Origin of the sequence: Priestia sp. YIM B13489 (genome assembly GCF_042787645.1) — a bacterium.
In the GTDB taxonomy this organism is placed as follows: Bacteria; Bacillota; Bacilli; order Bacillales; family Bacillaceae_H; genus Priestia; species Priestia megaterium.
Genome location: NZ_JBHZOQ010000053.1, coordinates 1,825,340 through 1,850,385, shown reverse-complemented (window position 1 = coordinate 1,850,385; position 25,046 = coordinate 1,825,340). Strand labels below are relative to the sequence as shown.

Genomic DNA, 25,046 nt, shown 5'->3' with positions numbered 1-25,046 from the left:
AGGTTATTCCTTTGAGCTTTCTTTCATTTTTGAGATTAAAACAAGCAAAATTAAACTTGGAGGTTTACTTTTTTGATCCTGATGTTCCATAATCTTTAATCGTTAATTTTACATCATAGTTAATGGGAACTTCACTAAATGTTTGATCCCAATTGTCTTTGACTCTTATCCATACCCTAGGATGCTTAATTCTCAATTGATTTCCGAAACCCGCAACATCAACCTCATATTCTTTTTGTATTTTTTTTGTTACGTTCCTTATCAAATGCTTTACTTCTTTTTCTGAAGTTTTTTGTGCCTTCTGTAAAAATTGATTTTTTAAAGGATTTCCTGAGACCACCCAATTCTCAGATAGCCTTCCCTCTGATTTAATGTGTACATCGAAGGAGATGTTATTTCCTTTCACATGGGGTTTTATATGACTTTTCATAGACTCTATTTCATACACGATCAGCTGACCGGTCTTTTTATCAAAGCTTTTCACTAGACCTCCTTTCCCTTTTCCTGTGATCCAAGTCAGACCATCTAGTTCTTCTTCATTCAAAAAACCAATCATTTTATGTGTTTTCCCTTTAATTATCCCAGCACCAGCAAATTTGATTTCTCCATTTGCTGACAATACATTTTGCAATAAAAAACTAGACCCTGATTGGATTTTACTCTCTAATTTAATAAGAGACATAGGAGGTAAAATTCTCGTTGTTCGATAGGTATTGTCTATCATTCCAGCCAGACGTAAAGCTGGGATTTCTCCTCCTGTTTTCGATTCGAGTGTGTCGCTGGCTTTCCCTTTACTAATAAGTACAAGACAACTTGGTCTAAAATCATTGTCACGAAGATTTTGATCCACTAATTGTTCCAAACTATATGATCGCGCAATGGCCTCACCAATAACCATCACTTTCATATGGGGACTGGTTAAAGGAGCATCACTTCTTAAGGATAATTCACGAACTATTTGAAAAGCAGAATCTCCTGTTTCAGACACATTCATGTAAGATTTTTGCTGAGGTCCTCCTTGTTTAGTTGTTGAACTTGCTACTTGTGGGGTGATCAGTTGGTAGGTTGACGTAATCAGATTCTTTTTTGGATATCCCTCTGCTTGTTCATCAAATTCTTTTTCAACCATAGACTCCTTATCTTTATCATATGCCACCCCTACCCCAAAACTTTGCTCTTCAATTTCATGACTACTCCAGCAGCCTGTCAGAAGAAAGAGCGAAAGGACAAGGAGCGAAACTGAGAGAAAGCGTATATTGTTTCGACTTAAATTCATTGTTTTCCTCCCCTCCATTTTGCGACAATAAGAAGAGGCAATGGAAGGAAGCCAAATAAAAATAATGCAAGAGTACCCACCATATCCCCAAGCTTAAATACGTCATTAATATTTTTGGGAGTCATAGAAATTAAATAAATAATTGGAATTACACCATATATAAATGGATGGATGCTCTTTTTGAAAAGTTGAGCCAGCCCCAGAGCAGCAGCATAATGAGCCATAGTAAAGATAGTAAACATTTGCATCATCCATACCACCAGTAACAAGGAATCAAACCGTTCAAAGATTAAACCGGTTAATTCAAAACTTCGTATCAAATCAAGTGTTGGCCATGTTCTCGTAACTACTCCATCAACTGATAACGCTCCCAAGACCATTACAACGGTTATCATATAAAAAATTAAGGCCATAAAAATTCCACTTAAAGTAGCTTTTACTGCTTTACTCGGCTCTTTCATAAACGCCACAAGTAGTAGCATAATTTCTGGTCCAGTATATGCCAGACTCGTTGTCTTTATCCCTTTGAGAATAGGGATAATTCCCTCCCCAAGAACCGGGCGTAAATTATCCAGTTCAAATATTTTAAAGCTCATAAAGGTAACCATCAAAAAAATGACAACCGTAATAGGTAATATAATTTCAAATAGACGAGTAATCGGATTGATTCCTCCCACGATTAAATAGAGTCCCACCCACATAAATGGCATGACAATAGCCCAGGTCGGAGTCCCTTCTAACAATAAATACTTTGTTACTTCTGTTAATGAACGAATTTGAAATCCAGAAGTTGTTAGAAAATAGCCGACAATAAGTAAACTAAGTAAATTGCCGACCCATTTTCCTACAATTTCTTGACTGTATTGATAAACGGTTTTTTCAGGAAACTGTAGACTTAGCTTTACCATGATTATCCCTGCCATCATCGCGATTAGCCCACCTAAAATAACCGTTAGCCATACATCTGGTGTGTGTACCTTCTCAACAGATGTTCTGGGTAGGGTGAGAATTCCCGTGCCAAGGGTAAAATTGATGACAATAACAGCTGTTTGAGGAGTTGTTATTGTGTCTTTTGGACTAAGAATCATTTTTCCTCTTCCTTTCATGAGAGGTTATCCTTTACGTAAAGGATCTTTGGTATGCATCATCTTTGGACGTCGTTTCATCATCATAAGAGGCATACGGACCATCAAGTCTTTCCATTCACTTAAACGATAAGGAACAGCTGGACTCATATAAGGTACACCAAAACTTTTTAGTTTTACTAAATGGCTCATCATGAAAAGGAAAAATAAAACCACGCCATATAATCCAAGGATGGCGGCACAAAGCATGGCTGCGAAGCGAAGAATACGTAATGTAATCCCTACACTATATTGCGGAATAGAAAACGATGAAATGGCAGTTAACGCCACTACGATTACCAAAATGGGGCTAACGATCCCTGCCTGCACTGCAGCTTCTCCAATGATTAACCCTCCGACAATTCCCATTGCTGGACCAATTGGCTTTGGTAATCGGAGTCCGGCTTCCCTCAAGATTTCAATAGCTACTTCCATGAATAAGGCTTCTATAAGGGCTGGAAATGGCACTCCAGACTTTGTTCCTATAATGGAAATAGCTAACTTAGTGGGAATCATTCCTGGGTGAAACGAAATAAACGCAATATACACAGCCGGTGTAAAAAGAGCNTTTTTGATTTTGTTCAGTTAAAGGAGAATGCTTTGTTGCTTGGACTAGCACTCGCATCCATAGGTACTCTACTCTTCGCAGAGGTAATAAGAAGAGTTAACCCCTTTGTTACATATAAAATTACTCACCCTGTAAAAATTGCAGGATTTATATCTTTTGGGTTGATTGCTAGTGCAAATCTATATTGGATAAGTTTTTGAAGGTTATAACACTAATTAGAAGAGGTAAAATCATTTTGGGAAGAAATTTTAGTGTGACGTTATCAATTTGTGTATTAAGTATTCTACTAAGAATTATAATATTTGTTTTAAATTCGAATGGTATTTATGTGCAAGGCTCCAACTTTTCTCAGGATATTATTAAACTGACTATAAATATCGTAATTCTATTATCTGTTACCAGGATTATTATGTATAAACTAAAAGATAAAACTTTAAAAACCCTTACTGTTATATGCGCGACTTTTCTCATAGTAAGTAATTTTTGCTGGTGGCTAATTATAGATAGCGATGCTACATACACTGCTTTTTATTCCCCTAATAGGAATGAAGAGTTTGTAGTTAAAGAAACGCGTCATAGTGAGGTCTATCAACTGTTGAAATTTAAAATATTATCAAAAAAACTTGTGGATATTCGTGGCGATGACGGTTACAGAATGTTTTACGAGGATAACTACAAATTAGAATGGATGGATCATCACAAATTGAAAATCCATTATCTATTTGATCCAATCAGTCCTAGTGATTATAAGGATGTAACTGTTGCATACAAGGAATATTAAATACCTAGTTATACTAAAAGCCTTTAGATTTATTAATCTAAAGGCTTTTTTGATTATTGGAACAAGTATTATATTAGCTCCAACTTAATTTTTCACTTCTTCCCATGTAGCTTTAATAATATTAATAATGGTTTGAGGTTGATCAACATGAAGAAGGTGCCCTGCGCCCTCCACAATAATATGTTTACTGTTCTTTGACAAACGTGTAAGGTCTCTTTGAAATAGGTTCCAAGCTGCAAAGGATTCAGCTGTATGATAAGAAGGTATTCTCGTTACCATCAGAACCATACTGAATTGCATTAGAAATTAAATTATTAAGAATCCTTTCAATTGCACTTTCATCTCCCCTAACAAAAAGTGATTCTTCTGGTATTTCAATATTTTCTTTTTATAAAAATTAGAATCTTACCCTTTATATTAAATAGAATAATAGTCAAGCTCGAATAAAACCTGATCATCTATAATAAAATTTAAGGAAAAACCTTTTTAATCATGCTATGTAAGTTTTTATTAGGTTAATTCTATGAAATGTAATAGATTATTCAGATGGAAAAAGGAGTGAATACAAATGAGTTTAGCCACCTATATAGGTTCGAATGTAGAATTACCTATTAATGACGAACTGGATGATATAGTTACTATTGGAAGCTGCTTTTCAGATAAAATGCATCGATTAAACATAAAGAAACATCACTTTACTACTTCTTATGTTTATGAAGTGTCAAGTGACTGGGGAATTGAAATCACGGAATATATGAATAAAAGCAGACTGAAAGAATCAAAAGAGAAACTACTTGCACTGTGTCGATTGATGGATCACTATCTTAAATCAGGAGATTTTTTTGAATTGTATAGCTGTTGGATAGGAGAAGAAGCTGAAAAGCGAAAAGGAGCACTAACTTTAAACATCCATTATTTTGATATAGATGCTATTGAAATGCCTGAAAAAACATTAGTTAGAATCAAAAAATAAACTTCCCTTATTATGCTAACAATTTTTTCGTATCTATAATCTGAACGCAAAAAAAGCTATTTCAATCGTATTGGCATCGGAGTGAAATAGCTTTTTCTACTTTACATTCAAGAGTGTGTTAGATCCTTATGGATATCTTCACATGTGAATTGTATCACAAACTTTTCTGTGTGTGAAGATGAAAAATAAAATTTGTAGGACAAGTATCTAAAAAAATTAAAGAGCAGCCTCGTTTGCCAATGACGAGGCTGCTCTTTATAAGTGTTCATTCATACTTATCCGAGTACGAAGCAGCGTTATAACCCTTTTTTATTGTATCTTTATCTTTAGAGTCTTCTTGTCGTCCAACTCCTACTACACCGCCACCCATAAGTAAGGATTTTTCACTAAATACTAATTCTCCTGTATATGCATAATTAGAATTTCCAATATACTCAGAATTAATTACTTCTTTTCCGCTGTAAATGCTAGCATATATAACCTTTAATTGTTAAATTAAAGGTTTATTTCTATATATTATGTTATACTTTTAAACATGTATTACGCTTGTAGAGGAGTTTTCAATTGAAACAGAAAGAGCTTTTTTCGTGGATTAAATCCATTATCATTGCCTGTATTCTGGCTTTTGTGGTAAGAGAGTACCTATTTACACCTATAGTAGTAGACGGTGAATCGATGATGCCGACTTTAAAAGACAGTGAACACATTATTCTTAATGAAGTGGGTAAAAATAACCCAGATAATATAAAAAGATTTGATATTATCGTTTTTCATGCTACAAAGGAAAAAGACTATATTAAAAGAGTCATTGGTTTACCTGGTGATCATGTAGAATATCGCAATGACACGCTATATGTAAACGGTAAAAGATATGAAGAGCCTTATTTAGATCAATATAAAAAAGAAATAGGAACAGGCCCATTAACTGAGGGTTTTAAACTTGAAGATTATATAGGCAGCAAAACTGTCCCAAAGGGTCAATTATTTGTCATGGGAGATAATAGAATGTACAGCTTAGATAGCAGATCACCTGAAGTAGGAACAATCTCCGTAGACAAAATTGTAGGAAAAGCTAAATTAGCTTATTGGCCTTTAAAAGAATTTGAATAGATTAAGTAAAATCTTTTAAAGCTCCCTTATGAAAGGGAGCTTTTTCTATTTCTTTTCCAGTCCGTCACATGAAATGAAGCATTGTTGCTTTAAGCCCTACACTAACTGCAGCTCCTGTTTAAATTCATTTTTCCTTATATTTTCTGCGAAAGTGAGAAATCGCTGCTGCTCCTACAGCAGCAATCAAAACTAAAAAAATGGTAGATAGCGTATCATTGGCAACAAACATCTTCACCAAAAATGCAGATAGCAAAATAGCTACAAAACCTATTCCTAAATATGAAAGATTAATAATTGATCACTCCAGCTATAACGTTATTCCTATGTAAAAGGTTTTACAATTAAAAACATAATGAACATAATAACGGTAAATAAAGCCCCCAGAAGAGCAAAGTTAAGTGGCCTATGAGTATCTTCATTAGCCTTTACAAACAACTTGGACCATCTTGTATACATCACTAATTTTGTACAAAGACTAAACAAAACCCCTGCAATGATTGAAGCAATTGCTATTTTTAAAATATGAATTCACTCCTTTCTAACACAACAGAAGGATATCCACAACCTAACATAAAAACCTATATAATACAAAAATCTAAGAATCATAGGAAGTAGTCTTTCCACTTTCTATGCCGCTAATGGTTAACCGCCCTACCTTATTTTTAAACATAATTTTGATTTGTTATTATTGCTCCACTACAATATTCAGTGCTGCAGCTGCTTTTGGCCATTCCACATAAAAAGCCATATGGGTTATTAAAGCGATCATTTCTTTTTCAGTGACGCCATTCTTTTTTGCCAACTGCAGATAAAAAGGCATTTGTTCGGTGTTGCCAATGCTGATCAAGGATTCATTCGTACATATTCGAGTACGAACGGTAACAGCATTATAGCATCTGCTTCATTTTAAAAGATGTAGTTTCTTTATTTATCGGCTTTTATTTTTTCTAGATAAGGCAATTACAAATGCTAAATATATTGGATAAAGTAAAAGACCGAGGTATATAACAATCCTGCTGATAGGATCGAGCTGATCTCCTACTGCAGTAAGAGGGTTATTCTTTATTTTTTGTTTGGACAGGTAAGCTTACTGCTGTAGCTACATAGTATCTAACGATTCACTGCTTTATTGGTTGGCCATTAAATCTTTCATTAGTTGTACCGGTTTAATACAAAAATAAAATAGCGTTCTTGAAGAACGCTATTTAAACTGGATAATATATGATCATACTTAATTTAGCTAATGTTTTTCCGCGATTATAATAAGAATGAGCTCTATCAGCTTTGAACCTAATAGCATTCCCACTCTTTATCGTATATTCATTGCTATTTACACTTATAGTGAGTTCGCCTTCAAAGACAGTTATGAACTCTTCAGTCCCTTCCCTATGCGAATCAGCGTCTAGAGATCCACCTTCTTCTATTTCTACAGAATAAACTTCAAAGCGCCTATCATCCTCGAAGGGAAAATAAGGGTAGACTTGATATTTTCCGTTGTCTTCAGATAATATTTGAATGTCGGTTTTTGAAATGACTTTGGTGTCTGGCTGAGGATTATTTATTAATGAAGTAAAAGAAATTTTTAATCCATTAGCTATTTTCCAAATAGTTGTAATTGTAGGACTCGATTCTCCTCTTTCAATTTGCCCTATCATTGTCTTGCTTACCCCAGTTAATTCTGCAACTTTTTCGAGACTTAATTTCTTACTTTCTCTAAAATTTTTTAGGTTTTTGGCGATAATAAGATTTATTTCCTCCATAAATACACTCCTATCACTATGTACAATATAACGACCATAATGTAAAATAAAAAGCACGACGTTATATCGTCCTTTTTGAACATTATAATATACATATTAGAGGAGGTACAAATATGCCATTATTATCATTTTTGCTATATATTTTTGTGACCAGTTTTACCCCTGGTCCTAACAATATTATGGCCATGTTATTTGCTAACAAATACGGTTTGAGAAAGACTACAAAATTTTGTTTAGGAGTAGGTGCAGGCTTTCTCATAGTAATGTTGTTATGTAGTTATTTTAATGTTTTACTCCAAAATTCCATCCCAAAAATTGAGTTTTTCATGACGGTCTTAGGAGCAATCTATATGGTCTATCTAGCTATAAAAATTATTTTGAGTAAAGATGATGATAAAAATAACGATGAAAACAGGAATAACAGTTTTTTCATGGGGATGCTTTTACAATTTATAAATCCAAAAGGTATTCTGTATGGTATAACGGCTATAGCAACCTTTATTCTTCCATATCACAACTCGAATTTTAGTTTAATAATGTATTCTTTATTTCTAGCTTTTGTGGGCTTTGTAAGTACTTTCTGTTGGAGTTTATTTGGTTCGGTTTTTCAAAAATTTCTCTCAAAGTATAAAAGCCAGTTTAATATAGTTATGGCTTTATTATTAATGTATAGTGCAGTCTCCATTCTTATCAAATAACTTGCTTATTTGATTAAGGATCCATTTTAACAATGGAATCATTTTAACGTTAGAAATATTCATTTTATTGAAAAGTCAGTACTTCTCTTATGCGAAATATTAACCCCTCCTCGAACGTTATAACGTACATATTGTACTTTATATCACTATTTTGCTTAAAAATATAAATTGACCAGTTATGCATAATTCGAGAAGGATACTCTTATGTATCTATTGATTTGCTTACCTTTTTAATTTTATAAAATATGATCAATATTAATTTGTTATGAAATTTCAATAGTTATTTAATATTTAGCTACAGCAGCCCATTTCTACACAAAAATTAGGTTAGAAAATTTCAGGGTAGATATAAGACGAGATATAAAATACTACCATATTTATAAAAAAGAGTGTTTTTCATGCAAGTCTTCCAGTTTCACGAGTGATAGAAATGTTGATAATTTAACAATGTATAAAGTCGTGTATAAATGAGAGAGTCAAAAAGTGAACGACCCCCTGTGTATTAAGGGATCGTTCTTTTATAAATTAGGGAAAGAATGATCATGGTAACTAACTTTGATGGAGTATACAATGTATTGAGACACAATATTATATTAACTAGTTTAACTCTTTTTCTTTAATTTCAACGATTAAGCCAATGCCATTTAAGCGCTTCTTTTTCGATTCTTTTAACAAATGCATCCTTACCATCACTATAGCCCTCGATATCATTGGGAAATCTATGAGCTAACTCAGCTTTTAATGTTCCATATTCATTGCTTACCATTTGATTTTGACGAAGATAATCTCTAAAAGATAAGTGTCTTTCAATCTCTTGAATATTATCATACTGAAAAGCGTGAATTTGATGGGTGCGATTATCCCCACCTTTACGGTAATACCTTCTTCCTTTGATTCCAAACTCCCCCATTACTTCATATCCGAGCTTCTCAAATTGGTCTGAGTAATTATCTAACCTTCTAATGTCATTAACTACCAATAGAATATCAATAATAGGTTTTGCTTTTAAGTTTTGAATAGAAGTGCTTCCAATGTGAAAAATATTTACCAATTCTTTTTGAAGCATTTCCTTAATTGAGTATTCTTCGTTTAGATATTCGTATTTCCAATTTGGATTATGTTCAACTACTGTAATATTCATTTTTATCCCCCTTAATCCTTTATCACATGGACAATATATTAAAGGATTAAATTGATTGCAAAAATCTTAGTATCTTCTAAATTATAATATATGCCTTCTTAGAAAAGTATTTATGTAAACTAGCTTTGTATATAGTACCCATCGTTATATTTTAATCTTGAGATAAATAAATCCAGTTCATTTCATCAAATTCTTCAATAATATAATTTGAACCTATATCCTTTAAAATTTTATTAAAAAATTTTATATTAACGTCATGATCATACAAATCTTCTTGAATGTATTCCGTAATAATAAAATTCGTTAAATTTGTATTATTAACAAAATCTGAAAAGAACGATTTTAGAAAAAGTGACTCTTCTTCACTTAATTTTTCATCATTGATTAATGAAATCCTAAACACATTTAAAATCGCGTTAATATCTTCTTCCTCCATATAACATAATGGATCTAGTTTTTTATCTTCTTCTGTAAATGGCTTTCTCGTGTCTTCAATAACTACATAAGAAAAGATTGTTCCGTTTTTTGACACTCGAAAAATTTCCAAATCCCGCAATTTTATAATTCTATTAAACGATATCATAAGGTCCTCCTACCCAAATAAGAATTCAGGATATTTTAATAAAGTAGATACTGTTAAACCTAACGAGCATAGAATTCAGTTTACAGCAAAATCATCTTGTGCTCTGTTAATTAGAGGGCAAGGCTTATCGGCCGCCTGCGGAAAGCGGCGTCTTGCACCGAATCAACCCCAGTGTAACAAGCCATTCGCTCATGCATTCCATTCGTTCGTCTGTAGATTGTATTGATTTATTTATGTCTCATTCTCTTTTCATTTTAATACATATAAAGCGTAATCCTCTTCATTCGAAAACCCAAGTTTATTGGCTAGTGCTTTCGATGCTTTATTGTGATTATCGCAATCCCAAGCAGGCATAACGTTTTTTTCTAAACATTTATTTATAAATGCCTGGCCCACTATCTTTCCTAATCCTTGGCCTCTATAGTTAGGGTTAGTCACAATATCAATTTCAGCTATGGTTCCACTATGAAAAATGGACACACATTCAGCGATAATCTCTTCTTTATGGATTAGACAAACTCCTAATCCGTTTTTCAGAAAATTACTCTCTGATCCCCAGTACTCCACTATATATGATTCATTGAAATTCTCACTTTTCTTTAAAGAATCAGCGTTAAAATCTTTTAACTCATAGAGATTGGACAGGCTGTGCGTAGAATGAACTTTTGAAGAAAGAAACCTATACTTAGAACGCGTCATTTTCTTTACATACGTTTTGAAAGTTTCGTCAAAAACAGTTTCCCAGTCAGTGGATGGAGTAAAAACCGTAAACCGCTTCTCCTTACCATACACGTTCTCAACAAAATAACGATAGATAAAGTTATTAAATACCTCGTCATTGCCTTGTCCAAATACATAATAGTCACCTGCACCTATTCTAAGAAATCCTGATGATGGACTCATCATATCATTTACGTACACAGATCCTGGAATGACATGATTAACGACAGAAAAAGCAAATGTAGGAGTCTTAAATGACGCTTCTAACATATTGTTTATCTTGTAATAATCTTTTGGTTCTAAACAATGCATTTGATTTCCCCCTTAATAAATATCACTGTCTTCATTATATAAGTGCATGCACAGATTTAGTTATCATAACGTGCTTTATCGATATAACAACAGCCCGAGGAATAATTAAAATAAAGGTTGATTACTCTTTTTCAGGAGGGCTAAATCAAAAAAAATTTCATATAGAAGTTTGTTATAATAAAGATTGTTAAAAGTAAGGAGGAGTATATAAGTGCAAATAAGAAAACTTGAAAGACAGTCATTTTATGCCGGATGTCAATTCGTAGATATAGAAGATCAAGCAAATGAACACGCCTTGCCTCTCCTTATTATGTATCCTACATATAAAGAAGAACAAGTTGAAAAGATAGGACCTTACACGATAAGCGCTGCGCAAGATGCTCCGCTTTCAAATGGATCATTTCCTTTAGTCATTATTTCTCATGGAGATGGAAGCACGCCTCTTGCTTATCGAACCATTGCCCAGTTTTTAGCACGTAATGGTTTTATTGTAGGAATACCGCAGCATCTCTTTAATAATCGAGAGGATAATACGCTATCTGGAACAATAGATAACCTAAAAAATCGGCCTATCCATATACGTACTGTAATCGATTGGTTTTTAAAAGAAAGTTCCTTTTCTCCATCCATTAAATCAAATAATATTTCTCTTATTGGTCATTCAATGGGAGGATATACGGCTCTTGCTGTAGCAGGTGGAGTTCCCACTTCTTTTCCTTCTGAATCTCCTGATCAAAAGCCTTATTGTTTATCTATTACTCATGATAAGCGGGTTCAATCACTTATTCTTTTAGCGCCAGCCGCCGGATGGTTCAGGGAAAAAGGCGCTCTTGAAGACGTGAATATACCTATTTTAATGATTACAGGCGAAAAAGATACGATTACTCCTTCTTTTCACGGGGAATTTGTGTTAAATGGGGTTTCTGATGCGGAAAAAGTTCAGCATATCGTTGTAGAAAATGGAGGGCATTTTTCATTTCTCAGCCCATTTCCCGACTTTATGAAATCTCCTACCTTTCTTCCCTCTCAGGACCCGGCAGGCTTTAATCGTAAAGAGTTTCATGAGGACCTGCAAAACACTATATTGAACTTTTTATTAGGTCCTTTTTAACAGATTAGTGAGTTGTACCACCTTTTCTTTTGAAGCAATTATATCTAGAAAGAGCAGTTAAAATCTCTTAGAAACTGATGAGCTTCTAAGGGATTTTTATTTCCTATAAGGTCCATGATGCTAGTCTCCTTCTTTCTTTTTAAAAAGAAGCCAGTATTTACAAAAAATATTTTTAAATTCAAAAAACATAACACGCGATCTTATTAATCTGTAATAATTAAGAAATAAAGATATATAGAAAAAGTGCTGCCTATTGAATTGATATTTTTGCTCTTTTACAAAACAAAAGGGGGATTTACAATATGGCTTTAAAAAAAGGTCAGCTAAGCGGACATGTATTTTTGTCTAAACTTATTACACAGTACGCAATGATTCATGAAAAAACGGTAGGTCCCGTAGCTGAAGAATATATTAAACAAATTGGTATTCGTACTGGAGAATGGATGGAAGACTTTTATAGCGATAAGCATGAAAAGTGGACGGTAGAAGAATATGCAGAAGTTATAATTGACCTTAAAAATTCAATTGGAGGTCACTTTGAAATTGTGTCCGTTTATCCAGACCATGTGGTTGTAAGCGCTACTCAATGTCCATTTGGTGACGTCGTACAGGATGCTCCTCATTTATGTAAGATGACATCTAGTGTGTTTGGAGGAATTGCAGCTCGGAAATTCGGCTATGGAAAAGTGAGCTTGCGTCAGCGTATTGCTCTTGGTCATCCAATGTGTGAAGTTGCTATATATTTTACAAAGCACAGTGAAGAAAATGGAGATGTGTATGAAGATCTTCCTATTACCCCTTCTTATGGGAACCCCTTCAATTGGGAAGAGGAAACGATTCATATGCTTAATCAAGAACTTCGAAGAAGCGATGAAATGATTGAAACCCTTCTTGCGGAATTAGAAGAATTACGTAAATAGCATTGTATTACCACACTTAACTATTAAGACATTTTGTTCTAGTTAGAGAAGCAAAACAAGACGTACAAAACAAAGAGCAGCCTTTAATTAAAGGTTTGCTCTTTGTTTTTATCACTCATTTTAATTATTATGGTAAGCAGAAAAAATAAAGTAAAAGTTATTATAGCTATTTAGGAATTTTATTTGTAATCTTATGCTTAAGAATCAGATGCGTCACCCTAAAGAATCCTTGGAGCGATCAGAATGCCTTTGTTAATTGCATGAACTGATAAAAAAGAAGCGCCCTCCGGCAACTTCTTTTCGCTTTTCCTATTCATACGTCAGATTTTCACTTACAAAATAATCATTTATATTTAGTCTTTTAAAAATGACAGCAGCGCTTCGTTAAATTCGTGTGCATGCGTGGCATTTAAGCCGTGCGGACCGCCTTTTATTAAAGCTAACTTGGAACCAGAAATGGCTTCATGCGTTCGCTTTCCGCTATATTCGAATGGAACAATTTCGTCTGCATCACCGTGAATAATAAGAGTAGGTATTGTAAACTTGGCTAGATCGTCTCTGAAATCCGTTTTGCTGAAAGCAGCTATACAGTCTAGTGTCCCTTTAGGCGATGCGGCTGCTGCAATATCCCGGTTGTAAAGTCGAAATGGTTCGCTGACTAAGTCATTTCCGTCTTCAACCCCAAAAAATGTTTTTGTAAAATCATCAAGGAAAGCTAAGCGATCATTTTTTACGCCGTTTTCAAATTCTTGGATTCCTGCATCATCTAATGCTCCTTCAGGATGATCTTCTGACTTATAAAGAAATGGTGGTACAGCTCCTGCAAATACAGCTTTTTCTACTCTATCTGTTCCGTAAGTTCCTACATAACGAGCTACTTCTCCGCCGCCCATTGAAAACCCGACTAGCGTCACATTTTTCAAATTCAAATGTTCTAGCAGCTGATGTAAATCAGCAGCGAATGTTTCATAATCGTAGCCGTCCCATGGCTGAGAAGACTTTCCGAATCCTCGGCGGTCATACGTTATGACTCTGTATCCAGCCTCAACAAGAGCCGGAACTTGATATTCCCAAGACCGTCCGCTTAGCGGCCAGCCGTGAATTAAGACAACCGGCTTTCCTGTCCCGTGATCCTCGTAGTATAGTTCAACAGGTGCTTCATTTTCTGTTCCTACATTAATTTTTGCCATTTCGCTACCTCCAGTATATAGTCGTTCTTTATTTGGTTAAGTGGTCGTAAACCTAGCGTAGATAATAAAAAAGATGGCTAACTCTCCTATGATGAGGGTGTTCGGGACGACTAAAAGTAAGTTAATAATAAAAAACACAGCTAAAATCCCTAAAAACAAGCCTAAATGATACACTTTCAAACGATGTTCTTCGAATCTATACTGGTGAAAAACAAGAGTGGTTGCCATGAAGTAAAGCAGCACGGATCCGAATACAAAATATAAGCTGAATGTGTACTGAACTTCATGTAAAAACATGAGCTTAATCGATGCTGCAATCATGCTTAGAGACATGAGGATAAGTAAGTGTCCGTAAATAATCGTTTGTCCGGCTCTTTGAATAGACTTGTTCACTTTCTTTTCTACGTTCTCAAAGTACTGCCACCACATGGCGATGATCAGGACAAATGAAATAACCGAAAATAAAATGGTATTCCAGTCCCCTTTTTGTGGCTGTATCACAGCAAGAATGCTGACAACGGATTCTCCAAACAAAATTAATGTTAGTAACGCAAAGCGTTCTAACAAATGAGCCGTGTTGGTCGGTAATTTCGCTAGTCGCTTATGTCCTAAAATAGGTAAAATCATGTCCACTGCAATTCCTGTATATAACACGGCGTAGCGGACCCATGAATCAAAAAAGAGCGACAGAAGCGAGATAACAATCCCAATTCCAAAGCATGTTCCTAAAAACACAGCAACTTTTTTTCTCTCACTCTGTTCAAATTTTTGGACAATAAGATATTGAATCGAGGTTAACGCTCTTAGCCCGATATAGCCAATCAAAAAAGACACGTAATATTGATCAAAATCTACGGACAAGCTTGAGATCATGATAAGAACAAACAGCATTTGAAGAATCATAAAGATGCGCTGATGCAAAAAATCTTGTCCAAATCGATTGATAAACATCGTTTGTCCCGTCCACGCCCACCATATCGGAATAAAGATCAGTACAAACTTTAACAAATACTCTCCATGAATATACCCTTGTTCAACGTGAAGCAAAACATGCGTAGCAGTCGCAACGGCTGCCACAAATAACAAATCATAAAAAAGCTCCAGCCACGTAACTTTTTTTTCTTCCACTACTCCGCATCCCTTCCTATCATCTATCAAGCTGTCGTTAATATACTTTATTTTATATACAAGAGACGCATATTTCATGACAGGTAGCGTAGTAAAAGATAGGTGAGCCAGCTGTTCATCAGTCGGCTCACCTATCTAACAATTACTTTTATGTCGTTACGTTTTCTCCGTCACATAAATGATCCACAGATGCCATTCTACTTTCATGTCTTATATGTAAAGAGAACGACCTTTAGCATGCTATGTTATTAGACACTCTGCTTGCTGAAATCGCGCTGAGCTCCTCTATAGCTGCCCATTAAGTTTTGATAACCAGGAAGATGACTAGAAATTAAGTTGCCAAAACCTTCAACGTCGTTGCGCCAGTCACGCTGAAGCTCGCACGCTACGCTAAACCAGTTCATAAGCTGTGCGCCCCCGTGAGCCATACGCGTTAATGCTGCATCTGCCACTTGCTTATTAAACGTTCCGGAAGCATCCGTCACAACAAACACTTCGTAGCCTGCTTTAATGGCAGAAAGTGCAGGAAAAGCAACGCAGACATCTGTCACTACACCGGCGATAATCAGCTGTTTTTTCCCGGTCGCTTTAATGGCTTTAACAAACTCTTCGTTGTCCCACGCGTTAATTTGTCCAGGACGAGCTATTTTTGGCGCATTAGGAAACAGATCAACGAGTTCTTGCATGAGCGGGCCGTTGGGTCCATTTTCAAAGCTAGTTGTTAAAATAACCGGTAAATCAAAGAATTTAGCCGTATCACCAAGAGCTAATACGTTGTTTTTAAATTCATCAACACCATAGTCACGTACAAGGCCAGAAATAAGCCCCGTTTGGTGGTCAACTAAAAGCACGGCAGCATCATCTTTTGAAAGGCGAGAGTAAAGATCAGACATTTTATAATCCTCCTTAAATTAAGGCAAGTAAGGATACATGTACCTCTTCCATTCCTTACAAGCGGTCTATAATTCCAACGGTTTTTTGGATTTCATTTATGATCTGTTAGGTAAAACATGTACAGAAAGAAAAGCTATTTCTGAGGTGAAGGTTCGTGAGGTGTGTTCTCTCTCTTAATCTAGAACAGGAACAGGCGCTTGATCAATCCAATGAATGAACTGCTGTAGGTAGCGTTGAAGATAACGTTTTGTTGATTCATCGGTTAGTACTTTTTGTTGAGCATCAACTTTTTCATGAACTTGCGAAATCAGCATTTTTTGAAATGGCAAAACGTTGACTTGCATAGCTTCCAGTACTTCTCTCGTTTGCATTTGAGCAAAAGCCGTACCGAAGCCTCCTGGAGTTGCTCCAATTAGGCCAACTGGTTTTCTGTTCAAAACAGAAGAGGTCCGAGGTCTTGATGCCCAGTCCAAGGCATTTTTTAACACTCCGGGAATTCCTGAATTGTACTCTGGACTAACTATAATAACGCCGTCAACATCTTGAATCGCAGCTCTAAAGGATGCGACAGATTCTGGTGATCCGTCAGCTTCTAAATCTTCATTAAAAAAAGGCAGGCTGCTTATTTCAATCCAGCGATATTGAGCTGAGTCATCTAATGTAGTCAATGACTCAGCAATCATTCGGTTATACGAATTCTTTCGTAAGCTTCCACAAATAAGACCAATAGTTTTCGTCATCTATTCACCTCCTTACTTGGAATTAATTTCATATTACCACGGTGTTTCAAATATAGATATTAGTTTTATATATAGATAAATTAATTCCTTCTTTATACCTAATTCGGGATTGAACTAGCGTTTTACTATTACTAAAAGAATTCTTTTAGTAAAATTTAGTCTAATTCTCTCACTTCAAAAGGAATCAAAGCTCTTTCAATTTGATCTCGATGGGTTTCGTACTGTTCAGGCAGCATGAGTTTTTCTCCCATTGTTTCAAGTGACTCATCATGAGCAAAGCCTGGAGGATCTGTTGCAATTTCAAATAGAATTTCTCCGTGCTCCTTAAAATAAATCGCATTAAAGTAATTTCGATCTCGAACAGCCGTTACTCCGTATCCGCTGTCGGCTACGTATTTCTGCCATTCTAATTGATCTTCATCATCTTTTGCTCGCCATGCAATATGGTGAAACGTTCCAACGCCCATTTGCCCGCGTCCAATGGTTGTTAATTTTAAATCAATCACATTTCCGATGTCAGCTGATGATTGAAAACGTATAAAATCTCCTTCTTGCCCTACTTTTTGTAGACCCATTACGCTTTCTAATAACTGAGCTGTTTCATGAGGCTTAACAGATAATAACGTAGCCCCTCCGAATCCTTTAATAGCCACTTCAGGTTTAATTTCACCGACTTGCCACGTATTCTTTTCTCCTTCTTCTCTTTCCACAATCTCTAGATGTAAACCATGAGGGTCGTCAAACTCTAAATACTGTTCTCCAAATCGCTCCATCTTTGTAGCTGGAACCCCAAACTTAGCTAATCGCTGTTCCCAAAAGTCCATCGCACCTTTTGGCACCACATAGGAAGTTACGCCAACTTGCCCGTCACCTATTTTTCCTTGTCGTGCATTTGCCCACGGGAAGAATGTAATAATCGTTCCAGGTTTTCCCCCTTCATTCCCAAAGTAAAGATGATAAGTTCCTGGATCATCAAAGTTTACCGTTTGTTTGACCAAGCGTAATCCTAACACGCCCGCATAGAAATCAACATTTTCTTGAGGATGACCTACAATCGCCGTGATATGATGAATACCCGCTGTTTTTTTACTCATTACTACCATCTCCTTCGATACATTTTTCGTCATATGTTCCGTTATCCCTCTTAAAATTACAACTATTTATCATAAATATCTCGAATTCGAGATATTGGTCAAAAAATAAAAGCGTCTTTCTTATTCAACCCATTTTCTCTTTTAGAAAATAAAAGTATCTAGTGCATAATAACCTGGTCCTGCAATTGCTACACCGATTGCTACAACTAAAAGCGTAAGGTTATATTCATACCCATTTTGTGTTGCCCAGTATCCATTCGGACCGTGTACTTTCACAATTGCCATGACCATTGTTCCCGCAATCAAAAGCGCTCCTAGCGGTGTAAGAAGTCCTGCAGCAAATAAAGCTCCGCCTACTAGCTCGGATAATCCAGCCATTAACGCCATTCTAACACCTGGCTTCATTCCGATGGATTCAAACCAGCCGCCCGTTCCTTTTAAGCCGTGGCCGCCAAACCATCCAAATAATTTCTGAGTTCCATGTGCCATAAAAGATAATCCAATGACTAAACGTATTAACAATAAACCAATGCTCACCATTTTTTATTCCTCCTATTTTTTCATCACTTTAAAATCTCGAATTAAAATATCTTGAATTAAGGATAATTATAAAACCATATGATTCCACTGTCAATATAAATTTTTATATTTTTTTGTAGTTAGCTGAAACGCTTAACGACGTATTAAAAACATATTCATGATTTTATATGGATATGAGCACGGGAACGGAAAATATAAAAGCTAAATTGTATTATTTATTGAATAAAAAAAGAAGTCACCCCTTGGTAACTTCTTTTCCTCTTCTACTATGCATGTATCGTTCAATAACCAGATACTGCAGTTATCACCCCATTTATAAAAGGGATATCTACATCACTTGAATTAGTATCATTTTGTTCCTAATTTATCAATTAATTTAAGCGTATCATTATATAGACTTAATTGATGTCGGTGGGACTCTAATTCAGGTGGGATACGGATTTGTAAAGGAATTGAAGACAGATCCAGTAAATCCAAAGATGATTTGTTTATAGCGTGATTTTCTAAGTTTTGATTAGCTTGTTTTGTGACGTATTCTCCTAATACTTGTAGTTGAACAGCCCATTTTTGCCGATCAACTGTGGGTAGAGAATTCGTTTCGGACCAGTCATTAAATGTAGTGAGCACACCTGAAATATAGGTGTAGCCATGCTTCAGTTGAAAAAGGAATTGTTCGTTTTGTTTTAACTGCTGCTTTTTATTTCTGCCAAATGGGTTCAACCTTAAACTCTTCTCTGCTTTTTCGAATTCCTTTTCAACCTGATGAAGTTCCTGAAGCAGGTTAGTTGTATCATCTATTAAATTTTCGCCCTCAACGAATTCGCAGTTATTGTTTACCCAATAAGCCGCCTTTTTAAATAATTGTCCAAGGTCTATTCCAAATTGGGTCAAGGTTCTGCGAGCTTCTTTTACGTAATTTGGAGGAACAATTATGATATGGATTATAATAGCGACAAGAGCTCCTATGATCGTATCTCTTATTCGATCAGAGACATAATAATTTGTTTTATGAACGAATACAAAAACTAATAAAATGGTAAGAGCAATTTGATGAATGATCGTCTTATGTAGCCTTAGTACAACAGGAAGCACCATTCCCATTGTTAATAATAATCCTATTGTCCACCCGTTTACTTCTAAATGTTTAATGATAAAAATCGTAGCAGCAATTCCAAAAAGAGTGCCGATAATTCGATAAAAAGCATACACAGCAGAATGCTGGATGGTTTCTTGAATAGAAAGAATCACGGTTAAAGGCGCCAAATAAGGATGTTTAGAGCCTAACATTTTTGCCAGTTCCCACGATACACCCGAAGCTATAGATATTTTGGCTATAAGTATTAATCCTTTTATTAGTTCGAGCTTTTGCTTTCCCTTATTTATATCCATAAAAACTCCTTTATTTAAAAAGTGCTCTTCTACACCTATGTATGTAAGCCAACTTACAGTCACTTCCTGCCGTTACTTACTATTGACTGGAGAAGGTAACTTTATTACAAACAAAGCCGTTTTCATATATAAGAGTTGATTGAATAAGACCCTTCTCTTAAAACACATACTTGCTGTTTAGCTATCCTTCAACCCATCTATTTATCCCGCAATTTATGTACTACGCTTTCTATATGTTTCACCGCTTGGTATACACCATTTTCCAATTGAATGATGCTTTTTATTTGTTGAGCGTTTTCAATATACTCTTTATTTTCTACTTGTTCTAACGCCTGAACCAATTCGAATACCTGGAGATTTTTTTCTTGTAACGGCTTTAGTGAATACCCTTTTTTATAGAGGAGATTTGCCCAAAACGGTTGATCCACTGTAAACGGAATGATAATTTGTGGTACGCCACTCAGTAAAGCTTCAGACATTGTTCCAACACCTCCATGATGAATAATGCCTTTAGCACGTTTAAATAAAAGTCTATGGGATGCATCTTTAACGGCAAGTATATTCTCTTGTTGATTAAACTTCATACCGCTTGTTCCTGTTAACACTATTGCGCGATTGTCCGTCTCCCTTAATGCCTGAACTAACTTTTGTTTAAAAATTGACGGACTCTTTAAAGGCATAGAACTAAATGATACTACAATAGGCTTCTTTCCTTTTTCTAGAAATTTTTCTATTTCATTGGGTAACATCTCTTTCTCTACATCTAAAAAGAAAAACCCTGATAGAAATACAGAACCTTTCCAACTCTCTACTTCTTTGAAAAGAAAAGGACTAATCGGATAAAGTATAGAAATAGGTACACCGTTTACGTCATATGTGTAAAGTCCTGCTTTTCTCTTTGGAAGTTTTAACGTTTTTTCTCTAAAATCGTTAATTTCTTTCATAAAAGGGTATTCACTGAATTTTATTAGCTTGTAGGATAATCTATTTAATGTAGAGCCAAAGCTTTTTTTCGATGATAAAGAGAAATTTGGGAACTCTGTAATTGGATACATAATTGGAACGGGCGGTAAGCAAATGCAAGGAATATGATAGTATAGAGCAATATCAACCGCACCAAGAGCTTTAGGATGATAAATGATTAAATCTGCTCCTTGGGAAGCCTGATAAAAATCATCCATACTTTTTCTGTAGGATGGAGCAATTTTTTCTTTTAAAAACTTCATTATCTTAAAAGGTGAAAACCTTTTACCATTAAGTATATCTCTTCCTTCCTCGCTCTCCATTATTGCCATCAAATCAGTAGAAGTGGGATGAAAAGAAACCCTATTTTCTTCAATAAAACGTTGAAACGTCGCACCTGTACAAATAACTACTTCATGCCCATTCTTAATCATTTCTCGAGCAAGTGCAATATAAGGCTGTACATCTCCTCTACTGCCTAACGTTAAAATTGCTACTTTCATAATTTTCACCCCCACAATAAATAATAACTTAATTTTTTTGTTTTGCTGCAACTATATTTTAGCTTATGTATGAATTTTTCTTATTTATTTAATTTTTGATTTCGTTAAGTTAAATGATAATGTCTTACGATTTGCGATAGTTCTTGCATTCACAATCAAGTAGCTTTAAAAGGTTTACGATTTATTTTTAAATCGGCATTTATATCTTTTGTTTGAGGGAAACTTTATATTACACATAATGTATGTAAGCTATGTTAAAGGTTGTTTCCTCACTAAGAGGAAACAGCCTTTCTCTTCTTGCATGTTTGTAAGCACAAACTTACTTTTCTATGATTGAAGTTGTATTCAAATTGATATTATTTAGCATTATATAAGTAATTTATTACTTATTAATGATACCTTAGGAAAATATCATCTATAATAAACAAAGTTATAAGGATCGCGCATTATTGAAACAAAAATTAGTAAAGCAGTACATCTCTCCAGGTGAACAGAAACCTATCCCTAAAGAGAATATACCCTTACCAATACTTGGCACATGAAGCATAATTTTAGTTTTAAAGAGACAAAGGAGCATAAGAATGGTTACATATTGGATTATTTTATTAGCTATCGCTGTAGGTGTAATATTTATCGCAGAAAAAATGAAACAACCTTATCCCACTTTCCTTGTAGTAATAGGATTAATCATTGGTTTGGTACCAATTCCTGCATTGGGAGAAATAAAAAGTTATGCAGCCAATGATACCGTGTTTCAAACGACCGTTATTTTTATCTTTTTATCAGCTTTGTTAGGGGATGCAGCACTTAAACTGCCTTTTGATGAACTAAAACGTAATAAGAAATCTATTTCTTTATTAGCTTTTTTAGGCACATTTCTTACCTTCTTACTAGTTGCTGCTTCTACTTATTTTTTCTTGCACCTTTCTTTACAAGAAGCCTTAATTTTCGGTGCACTTATGGCAGCTACTGACCCTGTATCCGTTCTAAGTATTTTTAAGTCAATGGGCCTAAACAAGCGTCTCTCCATTGTAGTCGAAGGAGAAAGTTTAGCAAATGACGGAGTTGCTGTTGTACTATTTCAAATTGCTGTGGTAACTACTGCCTTGAGCTTAACAGGTACATTGAATGCGCTGCTTGAATTTCTGAAAGTTGTAAGTGGAGGCATATTGATTGGTGGAGTGTTTGGTTTATTAGCTTCTCGTATTACATCTAAGATTGATCATTATTTAGTGGAGACTGGATTATCGATGGTTCTATTTTATGGTACGTTTCAGCTAGCTGAACACTTTGATGTTTCTGGGGTAATATCTGTAGTAGTAGGTGGCGTAATCTTAGGAACTTATGGACGAAACGTAGGTATGTCAGATCTAACACATGAAAAAGTGAATTCCTTTTGGGAAACGATTGCTTTTCTCTCTAATGCACTTATTTTCTTACTGGTAGGGTTAGAAGTGAGTCGTATTGATTTTTTAGATAAAGGATGGCTTATCGTTGGAAGTATTCTTATTGTTCTTTTAGCACGTTTTCTCGCTGTCTATATAAGCTTAGCTTTTGATAAATCCATTCCAACTTCATGGAAACCTATTATTTCGTGGGGAGGGTTAAAAGGCTCTCTTTCAATTGCGCTTGTTTTAGGCATTACACCCGAATTTGAAGGGAAAAATCTGTTATTAGCCATGACATTTAGTAATGTAGTCTTTTCTCTTCTTGTTCAAGGAACAACACTAAAAAAATTAGTTTCATTTTTGAATGTAAAATAAACGCCTATACTAAAAGAGAGTTGATGTTATTTTTGAAACTTTTCTTACACCCACTCGTAGATCCATAAGAAGCAACCTTACTCCTTTCTTAGTAGACATACAATAAATACGCGATAGACAGCGTACAAGGAGGAATTAGATGGAATCAAAAATGAGTTGGTGTATTAAAAATCCTTCGTTTTATTTAGGAGCTGTTTTATTTCTGATCTTTGGTAGCCAATGCGTTATGGGATATATAAAAGAACATCAATTCTACGTTCTAGAGAGCATATTAAGTATCATAGGCGTTTTTATGATTGTTCTACCGTTGAAAAAGAAACTTGCTCATCATTCACCAAAAAGCACTTAGTTATATGGGAAGGGCCCCTGATTTCGAGACAAGGATCAAAACACCTTTTAAACAGCCAGTTTTCGGTATTGTACCGGTGACTGGTTATTTAGTTTTGTTTGAATACGGATATGGTTATAATAAATAATATAGCTTTCGACAGTTTGTTCTACGATGTTAGTCGTAGTACATGTTAACTCATCGAGGTAAAATGTTTCAGACTTCAGGCTGGAATGAAACGATTCAATTCAATTGCTTTTAATTTCACTTCTACTGGATAGCTCACTCTTGCTCCCATAGAAAAAACACCTCTAGGTTATTGTTAGGTACTACATACCTGTTTTTTAACTTAAAGGTGTTTTTTATTTGTCTCATTCATGGGGGCAGTCCCGAGCAGCTAAAGGGTTTTAAAAGCTATTTTATGTTTTGCTTTGACTAAAGGCTGGTTTAGCTGAATACTTCTGAAGACTCTAAGATAGCCATAACGCTTTGTACGGATTCGATTGAACGTTTTAGCCCTTCATTTTCCTTTTCCGTTAAAGGAAGTTCAATGATATGTTCAATTCCATCTCCTCCTAGAATTGTGGGTACACCTAGGTAAAGGTTATTACAGCCATATTCCCCTTCTAGATAAGCTACAGAAGGGAGAATTCGCTTCTTATCCTTTAGGATTGCTTCTGCCATTTGAACCATAGAAGCAGCAGGAGCATAATAGGCACTTCCATTTCCAAGCAGGTTAACGATTTCTCCTCCACCTTTGCGGGTTCGCTCTACAATCGCTTCTATACGTTCAGGTGAAATGATTTTATCAAGTGGAATTCCTCCGGCATACGAATAACGAACTAATGGTACCATATCATCTCCGTGGCCCCCTAAAACAAATCCTGATACATCTTCAACAGAGATATTTAATTCTTGAGCCACAAATGTATTAAAGCGGGCTGTATCTAATACACCAGATTGGCCTATTACTCTATTCTTAGGGAACCCCGTAGTCTTATAACAAACGTATGTCATTGCATCAACTGGATTACTTAATACAATAATATAACTGTTTGGTGCATGCTTTTTTACATTTTCCGATACTTCTTTCATAATCTTTGCGTTTGTTGAGACTAGGTCATCACGGCTCATTCCCGGTTTTCTTGGAAGTCCTGCAGTAATTAATACTAAATCTGCATCCTGAATGTCCTCATAGCTAGATGTTCCCTTAATATTAGCGTCAAATCCTTGGACTGGGCTTGCCTCTAACATATCAAGTGCTTTTCCTTTAGTCGGGTTAGTCTGGGAAGGAATATCAACTAACACTACGTCTCCAAGTTCTTTTTGTGCCATCATTAATGCTGCTGTGGCTCCTGTAAATCCCGCTCCAATTACAGCTATTTTTTTACGCTTAAATGCCATGATTTATCCCCCGTTCTCCGTCGTTTATATGTA

The 25,046-nt window shown here is 35.3% G+C and carries 24 protein-coding genes and 4 pseudogenes; 8 read left to right on the top strand and 20 right to left on the bottom strand.

Features of this window, described 5'->3' with window-relative positions; translation table 11 throughout:
- Positions 1–64: 64 nt before the first annotated feature.
- The 3 genes and pseudogenes from ACFX4W_RS15290 to ACFX4W_RS15280 form a co-directional block, all read right to left on the bottom strand.
- Positions 65–1,276, bottom strand: coding sequence for a Ger(x)C family spore germination protein (locus ACFX4W_RS15290; protein ID WP_377559737.1), 1,212 nt, complete (start codon positions 1,274–1,276; stop codon positions 65–67).
- Positions 1,273–2,364 (bottom strand): spore germination protein, encoded by a 1,092-nt coding sequence (locus ACFX4W_RS15285; protein ID WP_377560540.1) that lies wholly within the window; start codon positions 2,362–2,364, stop codon positions 1,273–1,275. The genes ACFX4W_RS15290 and ACFX4W_RS15285 overlap by 4 nt, the downstream gene beginning before the upstream one ends.
- A 24-nt stretch (positions 2,365–2,388) precedes the next feature.
- Positions 2,389–2,967, bottom strand: a pseudogene (locus ACFX4W_RS15280) (spore germination protein); the annotation flags it as partial.
- A gap of 254 nt (positions 2,968–3,221) precedes the next feature.
- Between ACFX4W_RS15280 and ACFX4W_RS15275 the strand changes: the two are divergent.
- The gene (locus ACFX4W_RS15275; RefSeq protein ID WP_237074269.1) at positions 3,222–3,749 is read left to right on the top strand and encodes a hypothetical protein; all 528 of its coding nucleotides are present in this window, start codon (positions 3,222–3,224) and stop codon (positions 3,747–3,749) included.
- A gap of 84 nt (positions 3,750–3,833) precedes the next feature.
- On the opposite strand, the gene ACFX4W_RS15270 is transcribed toward ACFX4W_RS15275, so the two are convergent.
- Positions 3,834–3,950, bottom strand: coding sequence for an alpha/beta fold hydrolase (locus ACFX4W_RS15270; protein ID WP_237074268.1), 117 nt, complete (start codon positions 3,948–3,950; stop codon positions 3,834–3,836).
- A 73-nt stretch (positions 3,951–4,023) separates the two neighbouring features.
- Positions 4,024–4,128 (bottom strand): annotated as a pseudogene (locus tag ACFX4W_RS15265) (sensor histidine kinase); the annotation flags it as partial.
- A gap of 189 nt (positions 4,129–4,317) precedes the next feature.
- Here ACFX4W_RS15265 and ACFX4W_RS15260 point away from each other — a divergent pair.
- Positions 4,318–4,722 carry a hypothetical protein gene (locus ACFX4W_RS15260; protein WP_280560067.1) on the top strand — a complete coding sequence of 135 codons (405 nt, stop codon included), beginning with the start codon at positions 4,318–4,320 and terminating at the stop codon, positions 4,720–4,722.
- 564 nt (positions 4,723–5,286) lie between these two features.
- Positions 5,287–5,832 carry a signal peptidase I gene (gene lepB, locus ACFX4W_RS15250; protein WP_280560068.1) on the top strand — a complete coding sequence of 182 codons (546 nt, stop codon included), beginning with the start codon at positions 5,287–5,289 and terminating at the stop codon, positions 5,830–5,832.
- A 685-nt stretch (positions 5,833–6,517) separates the two neighbouring features.
- On the opposite strand, the pseudogene ACFX4W_RS15245 reads toward lepB, so the two are convergent.
- Together ACFX4W_RS15245 and ACFX4W_RS15240 are read right to left on the bottom strand one after the other, a co-directional pair.
- A pseudogene (locus tag ACFX4W_RS15245) lies at positions 6,518–6,715 on the bottom strand (carboxymuconolactone decarboxylase family protein); the annotation flags it as partial.
- A 322-nt stretch (positions 6,716–7,037) separates the two neighbouring features.
- Entirely contained in the window at positions 7,038–7,592 is a 555-nt protein-coding gene (locus ACFX4W_RS15240; RefSeq protein ID WP_028409913.1) for a helix-turn-helix domain-containing protein, read from the bottom strand.
- Between the two features lie 113 nt (positions 7,593–7,705).
- Between ACFX4W_RS15240 and ACFX4W_RS15235 the strand changes: the two genes are divergently transcribed.
- Complete coding sequence (locus ACFX4W_RS15235) at positions 7,706–8,290, top strand: LysE family transporter (RefSeq protein ID WP_162214749.1); 585 nt, start codon at positions 7,706–7,708, stop codon at positions 8,288–8,290.
- A gap of 622 nt (positions 8,291–8,912) precedes the next feature.
- Here ACFX4W_RS15235 and ACFX4W_RS15230 read toward each other — a convergent pair.
- The 3 genes from ACFX4W_RS15230 to ACFX4W_RS15220 all read right to left on the bottom strand — a co-directional run bounded on the left by ACFX4W_RS15230 (position 8,913) and on the right by ACFX4W_RS15220 (position 11,046).
- Positions 8,913–9,431 (bottom strand): GrpB family protein, encoded by a 519-nt coding sequence (locus ACFX4W_RS15230; protein ID WP_280560069.1) that lies wholly within the window; start codon positions 9,429–9,431, stop codon positions 8,913–8,915.
- 151 nt (positions 9,432–9,582) lie between these two features.
- Positions 9,583–10,014, bottom strand: a complete 432-nt coding sequence (locus ACFX4W_RS15225; RefSeq protein WP_098332779.1) for a terpene synthase — start codon at positions 10,012–10,014, stop codon at positions 9,583–9,585.
- Positions 10,015–10,263: 249 nt separating this feature from the next.
- Positions 10,264–11,046, bottom strand: a complete 783-nt coding sequence (locus ACFX4W_RS15220; RefSeq protein WP_280560070.1) for a GNAT family N-acetyltransferase — start codon at positions 11,044–11,046, stop codon at positions 10,264–10,266.
- Positions 11,047–11,257: 211 nt separating this feature from the next.
- On the opposite strand from ACFX4W_RS15220, the gene ACFX4W_RS15215 reads away from it, so the two are divergent.
- The gene (locus tag ACFX4W_RS15215; protein ID WP_280560071.1) at positions 11,258–12,157 is read left to right on the top strand and encodes an alpha/beta hydrolase family protein; all 900 of its coding nucleotides are present in this window, start codon (positions 11,258–11,260) and stop codon (positions 12,155–12,157) included.
- A 302-nt stretch (positions 12,158–12,459) separates the two neighbouring features.
- Positions 12,460–13,077 (top strand): methanogen output domain 1-containing protein, encoded by a 618-nt coding sequence (locus ACFX4W_RS15210; protein ID WP_043980926.1) that lies wholly within the window; start codon positions 12,460–12,462, stop codon positions 13,075–13,077.
- Between the two features lie 353 nt (positions 13,078–13,430).
- Here the strand turns inward: ACFX4W_RS15210 and ACFX4W_RS15205 are convergent, their stop codons facing one another.
- The 8 genes from ACFX4W_RS15205 to ACFX4W_RS15170 all read right to left on the bottom strand — a co-directional run bounded on the left by ACFX4W_RS15205 (position 13,431) and on the right by ACFX4W_RS15170 (position 21,518).
- Positions 13,431–14,267: an alpha/beta fold hydrolase gene (locus ACFX4W_RS15205; RefSeq protein WP_280560072.1), complete on the bottom strand. Its 837-nt coding sequence runs from the start codon at positions 14,265–14,267 to the stop codon at positions 13,431–13,433.
- Positions 14,268–14,303: 36 nt separating this feature from the next.
- Positions 14,304–15,395, bottom strand: coding sequence for a low temperature requirement protein A (locus ACFX4W_RS15200; protein WP_141235301.1), 1,092 nt, complete (start codon positions 15,393–15,395; stop codon positions 14,304–14,306).
- Between the two features lie 248 nt (positions 15,396–15,643).
- Complete coding sequence (gene ycaC / locus ACFX4W_RS15195) at positions 15,644–16,288, bottom strand: isochorismate family cysteine hydrolase YcaC (protein WP_025753100.1); 645 nt, start codon at positions 16,286–16,288, stop codon at positions 15,644–15,646.
- A gap of 174 nt (positions 16,289–16,462) precedes the next feature.
- A complete protein-coding gene (locus ACFX4W_RS15190; RefSeq protein WP_043980920.1) occupies positions 16,463–17,029 on the bottom strand; it encodes an NADPH-dependent FMN reductase in 567 nt (188 codons plus the stop codon).
- Between the two features lie 155 nt (positions 17,030–17,184).
- Positions 17,185–18,123, bottom strand: coding sequence for a ring-cleaving dioxygenase (locus ACFX4W_RS15185; protein WP_377559731.1), 939 nt, complete (start codon positions 18,121–18,123; stop codon positions 17,185–17,187).
- A 141-nt stretch (positions 18,124–18,264) separates the two neighbouring features.
- Positions 18,265–18,663 (bottom strand): DoxX family protein, encoded by a 399-nt coding sequence (locus ACFX4W_RS15180; protein ID WP_013084346.1) that lies wholly within the window; start codon positions 18,661–18,663, stop codon positions 18,265–18,267.
- Positions 18,664–19,011: 348 nt separating this feature from the next.
- Entirely contained in the window at positions 19,012–20,052 is a 1,041-nt protein-coding gene (locus tag ACFX4W_RS15175) for an FUSC family protein (RefSeq protein ID WP_237074258.1), read from the bottom strand.
- Positions 20,053–20,249: 197 nt separating this feature from the next.
- Complete coding sequence (locus ACFX4W_RS15170; RefSeq protein WP_043980914.1) at positions 20,250–21,518, bottom strand: glycosyltransferase; 1,269 nt, start codon at positions 21,516–21,518, stop codon at positions 20,250–20,252.
- A 581-nt stretch (positions 21,519–22,099) separates the two neighbouring features.
- On the opposite strand from ACFX4W_RS15170, the gene ACFX4W_RS15165 reads away from it, so the two are divergent.
- Positions 22,100–23,281 carry a cation:proton antiporter gene (locus ACFX4W_RS15165; protein WP_237074257.1) on the top strand — a complete coding sequence of 394 codons (1,182 nt, stop codon included), beginning with the start codon at positions 22,100–22,102 and terminating at the stop codon, positions 23,279–23,281.
- Positions 23,282–23,420: 139 nt separating this feature from the next.
- Positions 23,421–23,630 (top strand): hypothetical protein, encoded by a 210-nt coding sequence (locus ACFX4W_RS15160; RefSeq protein WP_043978263.1) that lies wholly within the window; start codon positions 23,421–23,423, stop codon positions 23,628–23,630.
- Positions 23,631–23,677: 47 nt separating this feature from the next.
- On the opposite strand, the pseudogene ACFX4W_RS15155 reads toward ACFX4W_RS15160, so the two are convergent.
- Positions 23,678–23,857, bottom strand: a pseudogene (locus tag ACFX4W_RS15155) (IS3 family transposase); the annotation flags it as partial.
- Positions 23,858–24,056: 199 nt separating this feature from the next.
- Positions 24,057–25,013, bottom strand: coding sequence for a malate dehydrogenase (gene mdh, locus ACFX4W_RS15150; protein ID WP_013058360.1), 957 nt, complete (start codon positions 25,011–25,013; stop codon positions 24,057–24,059).
- Between the last annotated feature and the right edge of the window lie 33 nt (positions 25,014–25,046).

What these genes read in the sequence shown, in the direction of transcription:
- ACFX4W_RS15160 (WP_043978263.1), top strand. Translation starts at nt 23,421, where the DNA reads ATGGAATCAAAAATGAGTTGGTGTATTAAAAATCCTTCGTTTTATTTA.
- mdh (WP_013058360.1), bottom strand. Translation starts at nt 25,013, where the DNA reads ATGGCATTTAAGCGTAAAAAAATAGCTGTAATTGGAGCGGGATTTACA.
- ACFX4W_RS15260 (WP_280560067.1), top strand. Translation starts at nt 4,318, where the DNA reads ATGAGTTTAGCCACCTATATAGGTTCGAATGTAGAATTACCTATTAAT.
- ACFX4W_RS15180 (WP_013084346.1), bottom strand. Translation starts at nt 18,663, where the DNA reads ATGGTGAGCATTGGTTTATTGTTAATACGTTTAGTCATTGGATTATCT.
- ACFX4W_RS15205 (WP_280560072.1), bottom strand. Translation starts at nt 14,267, where the DNA reads ATGGCAAAAATTAATGTAGGAACAGAAAATGAAGCACCTGTTGAACTA.
- ACFX4W_RS15185 (WP_377559731.1), bottom strand. Translation starts at nt 18,123, where the DNA reads ATGAGTAAAAAAACAGCGGGTATTCATCATATCACGGCGATTGTAGGT.
- ACFX4W_RS15230 (WP_280560069.1), bottom strand. Translation starts at nt 9,431, where the DNA reads ATGAATATTACAGTAGTTGAACATAATCCAAATTGGAAATACGAATAT.
- ACFX4W_RS15175 (WP_237074258.1), bottom strand. Translation starts at nt 20,052, where the DNA reads ATGGATATAAATAAGGGAAAGCAAAAGCTCGAACTAATAAAAGGATTA.
- ACFX4W_RS15190 (WP_043980920.1), bottom strand. Translation starts at nt 17,029, where the DNA reads ATGACGAAAACTATTGGTCTTATTTGTGGAAGCTTACGAAAGAATTCG.
- ACFX4W_RS15220 (WP_280560070.1), bottom strand. Translation starts at nt 11,046, where the DNA reads ATGCATTGTTTAGAACCAAAAGATTATTACAAGATAAACAATATGTTA.
- ACFX4W_RS15210 (WP_043980926.1), top strand. Translation starts at nt 12,460, where the DNA reads ATGGCTTTAAAAAAAGGTCAGCTAAGCGGACATGTATTTTTGTCTAAA.
- ACFX4W_RS15225 (WP_098332779.1), bottom strand. Translation starts at nt 10,014, where the DNA reads ATGATATCGTTTAATAGAATTATAAAATTGCGGGATTTGGAAATTTTT.
- ACFX4W_RS15165 (WP_237074257.1), top strand. Translation starts at nt 22,100, where the DNA reads ATGGTTACATATTGGATTATTTTATTAGCTATCGCTGTAGGTGTAATA.
- ACFX4W_RS15240 (WP_028409913.1), bottom strand. Translation starts at nt 7,592, where the DNA reads ATGGAGGAAATAAATCTTATTATCGCCAAAAACCTAAAAAATTTTAGA.
- ycaC (WP_025753100.1), bottom strand. Translation starts at nt 16,288, where the DNA reads ATGTCTGATCTTTACTCTCGCCTTTCAAAAGATGATGCTGCCGTGCTT.
- ACFX4W_RS15170 (WP_043980914.1), bottom strand. Translation starts at nt 21,518, where the DNA reads ATGAAAGTAGCAATTTTAACGTTAGGCAGTAGAGGAGATGTACAGCCT.
- ACFX4W_RS15290 (WP_377559737.1), bottom strand. Translation starts at nt 1,276, where the DNA reads ATGAATTTAAGTCGAAACAATATACGCTTTCTCTCAGTTTCGCTCCTT.
- ACFX4W_RS15235 (WP_162214749.1), top strand. Translation starts at nt 7,706, where the DNA reads ATGCCATTATTATCATTTTTGCTATATATTTTTGTGACCAGTTTTACC.
- ACFX4W_RS15285 (WP_377560540.1), bottom strand. Translation starts at nt 2,364, where the DNA reads ATGATTCTTAGTCCAAAAGACACAATAACAACTCCTCAAACAGCTGTT.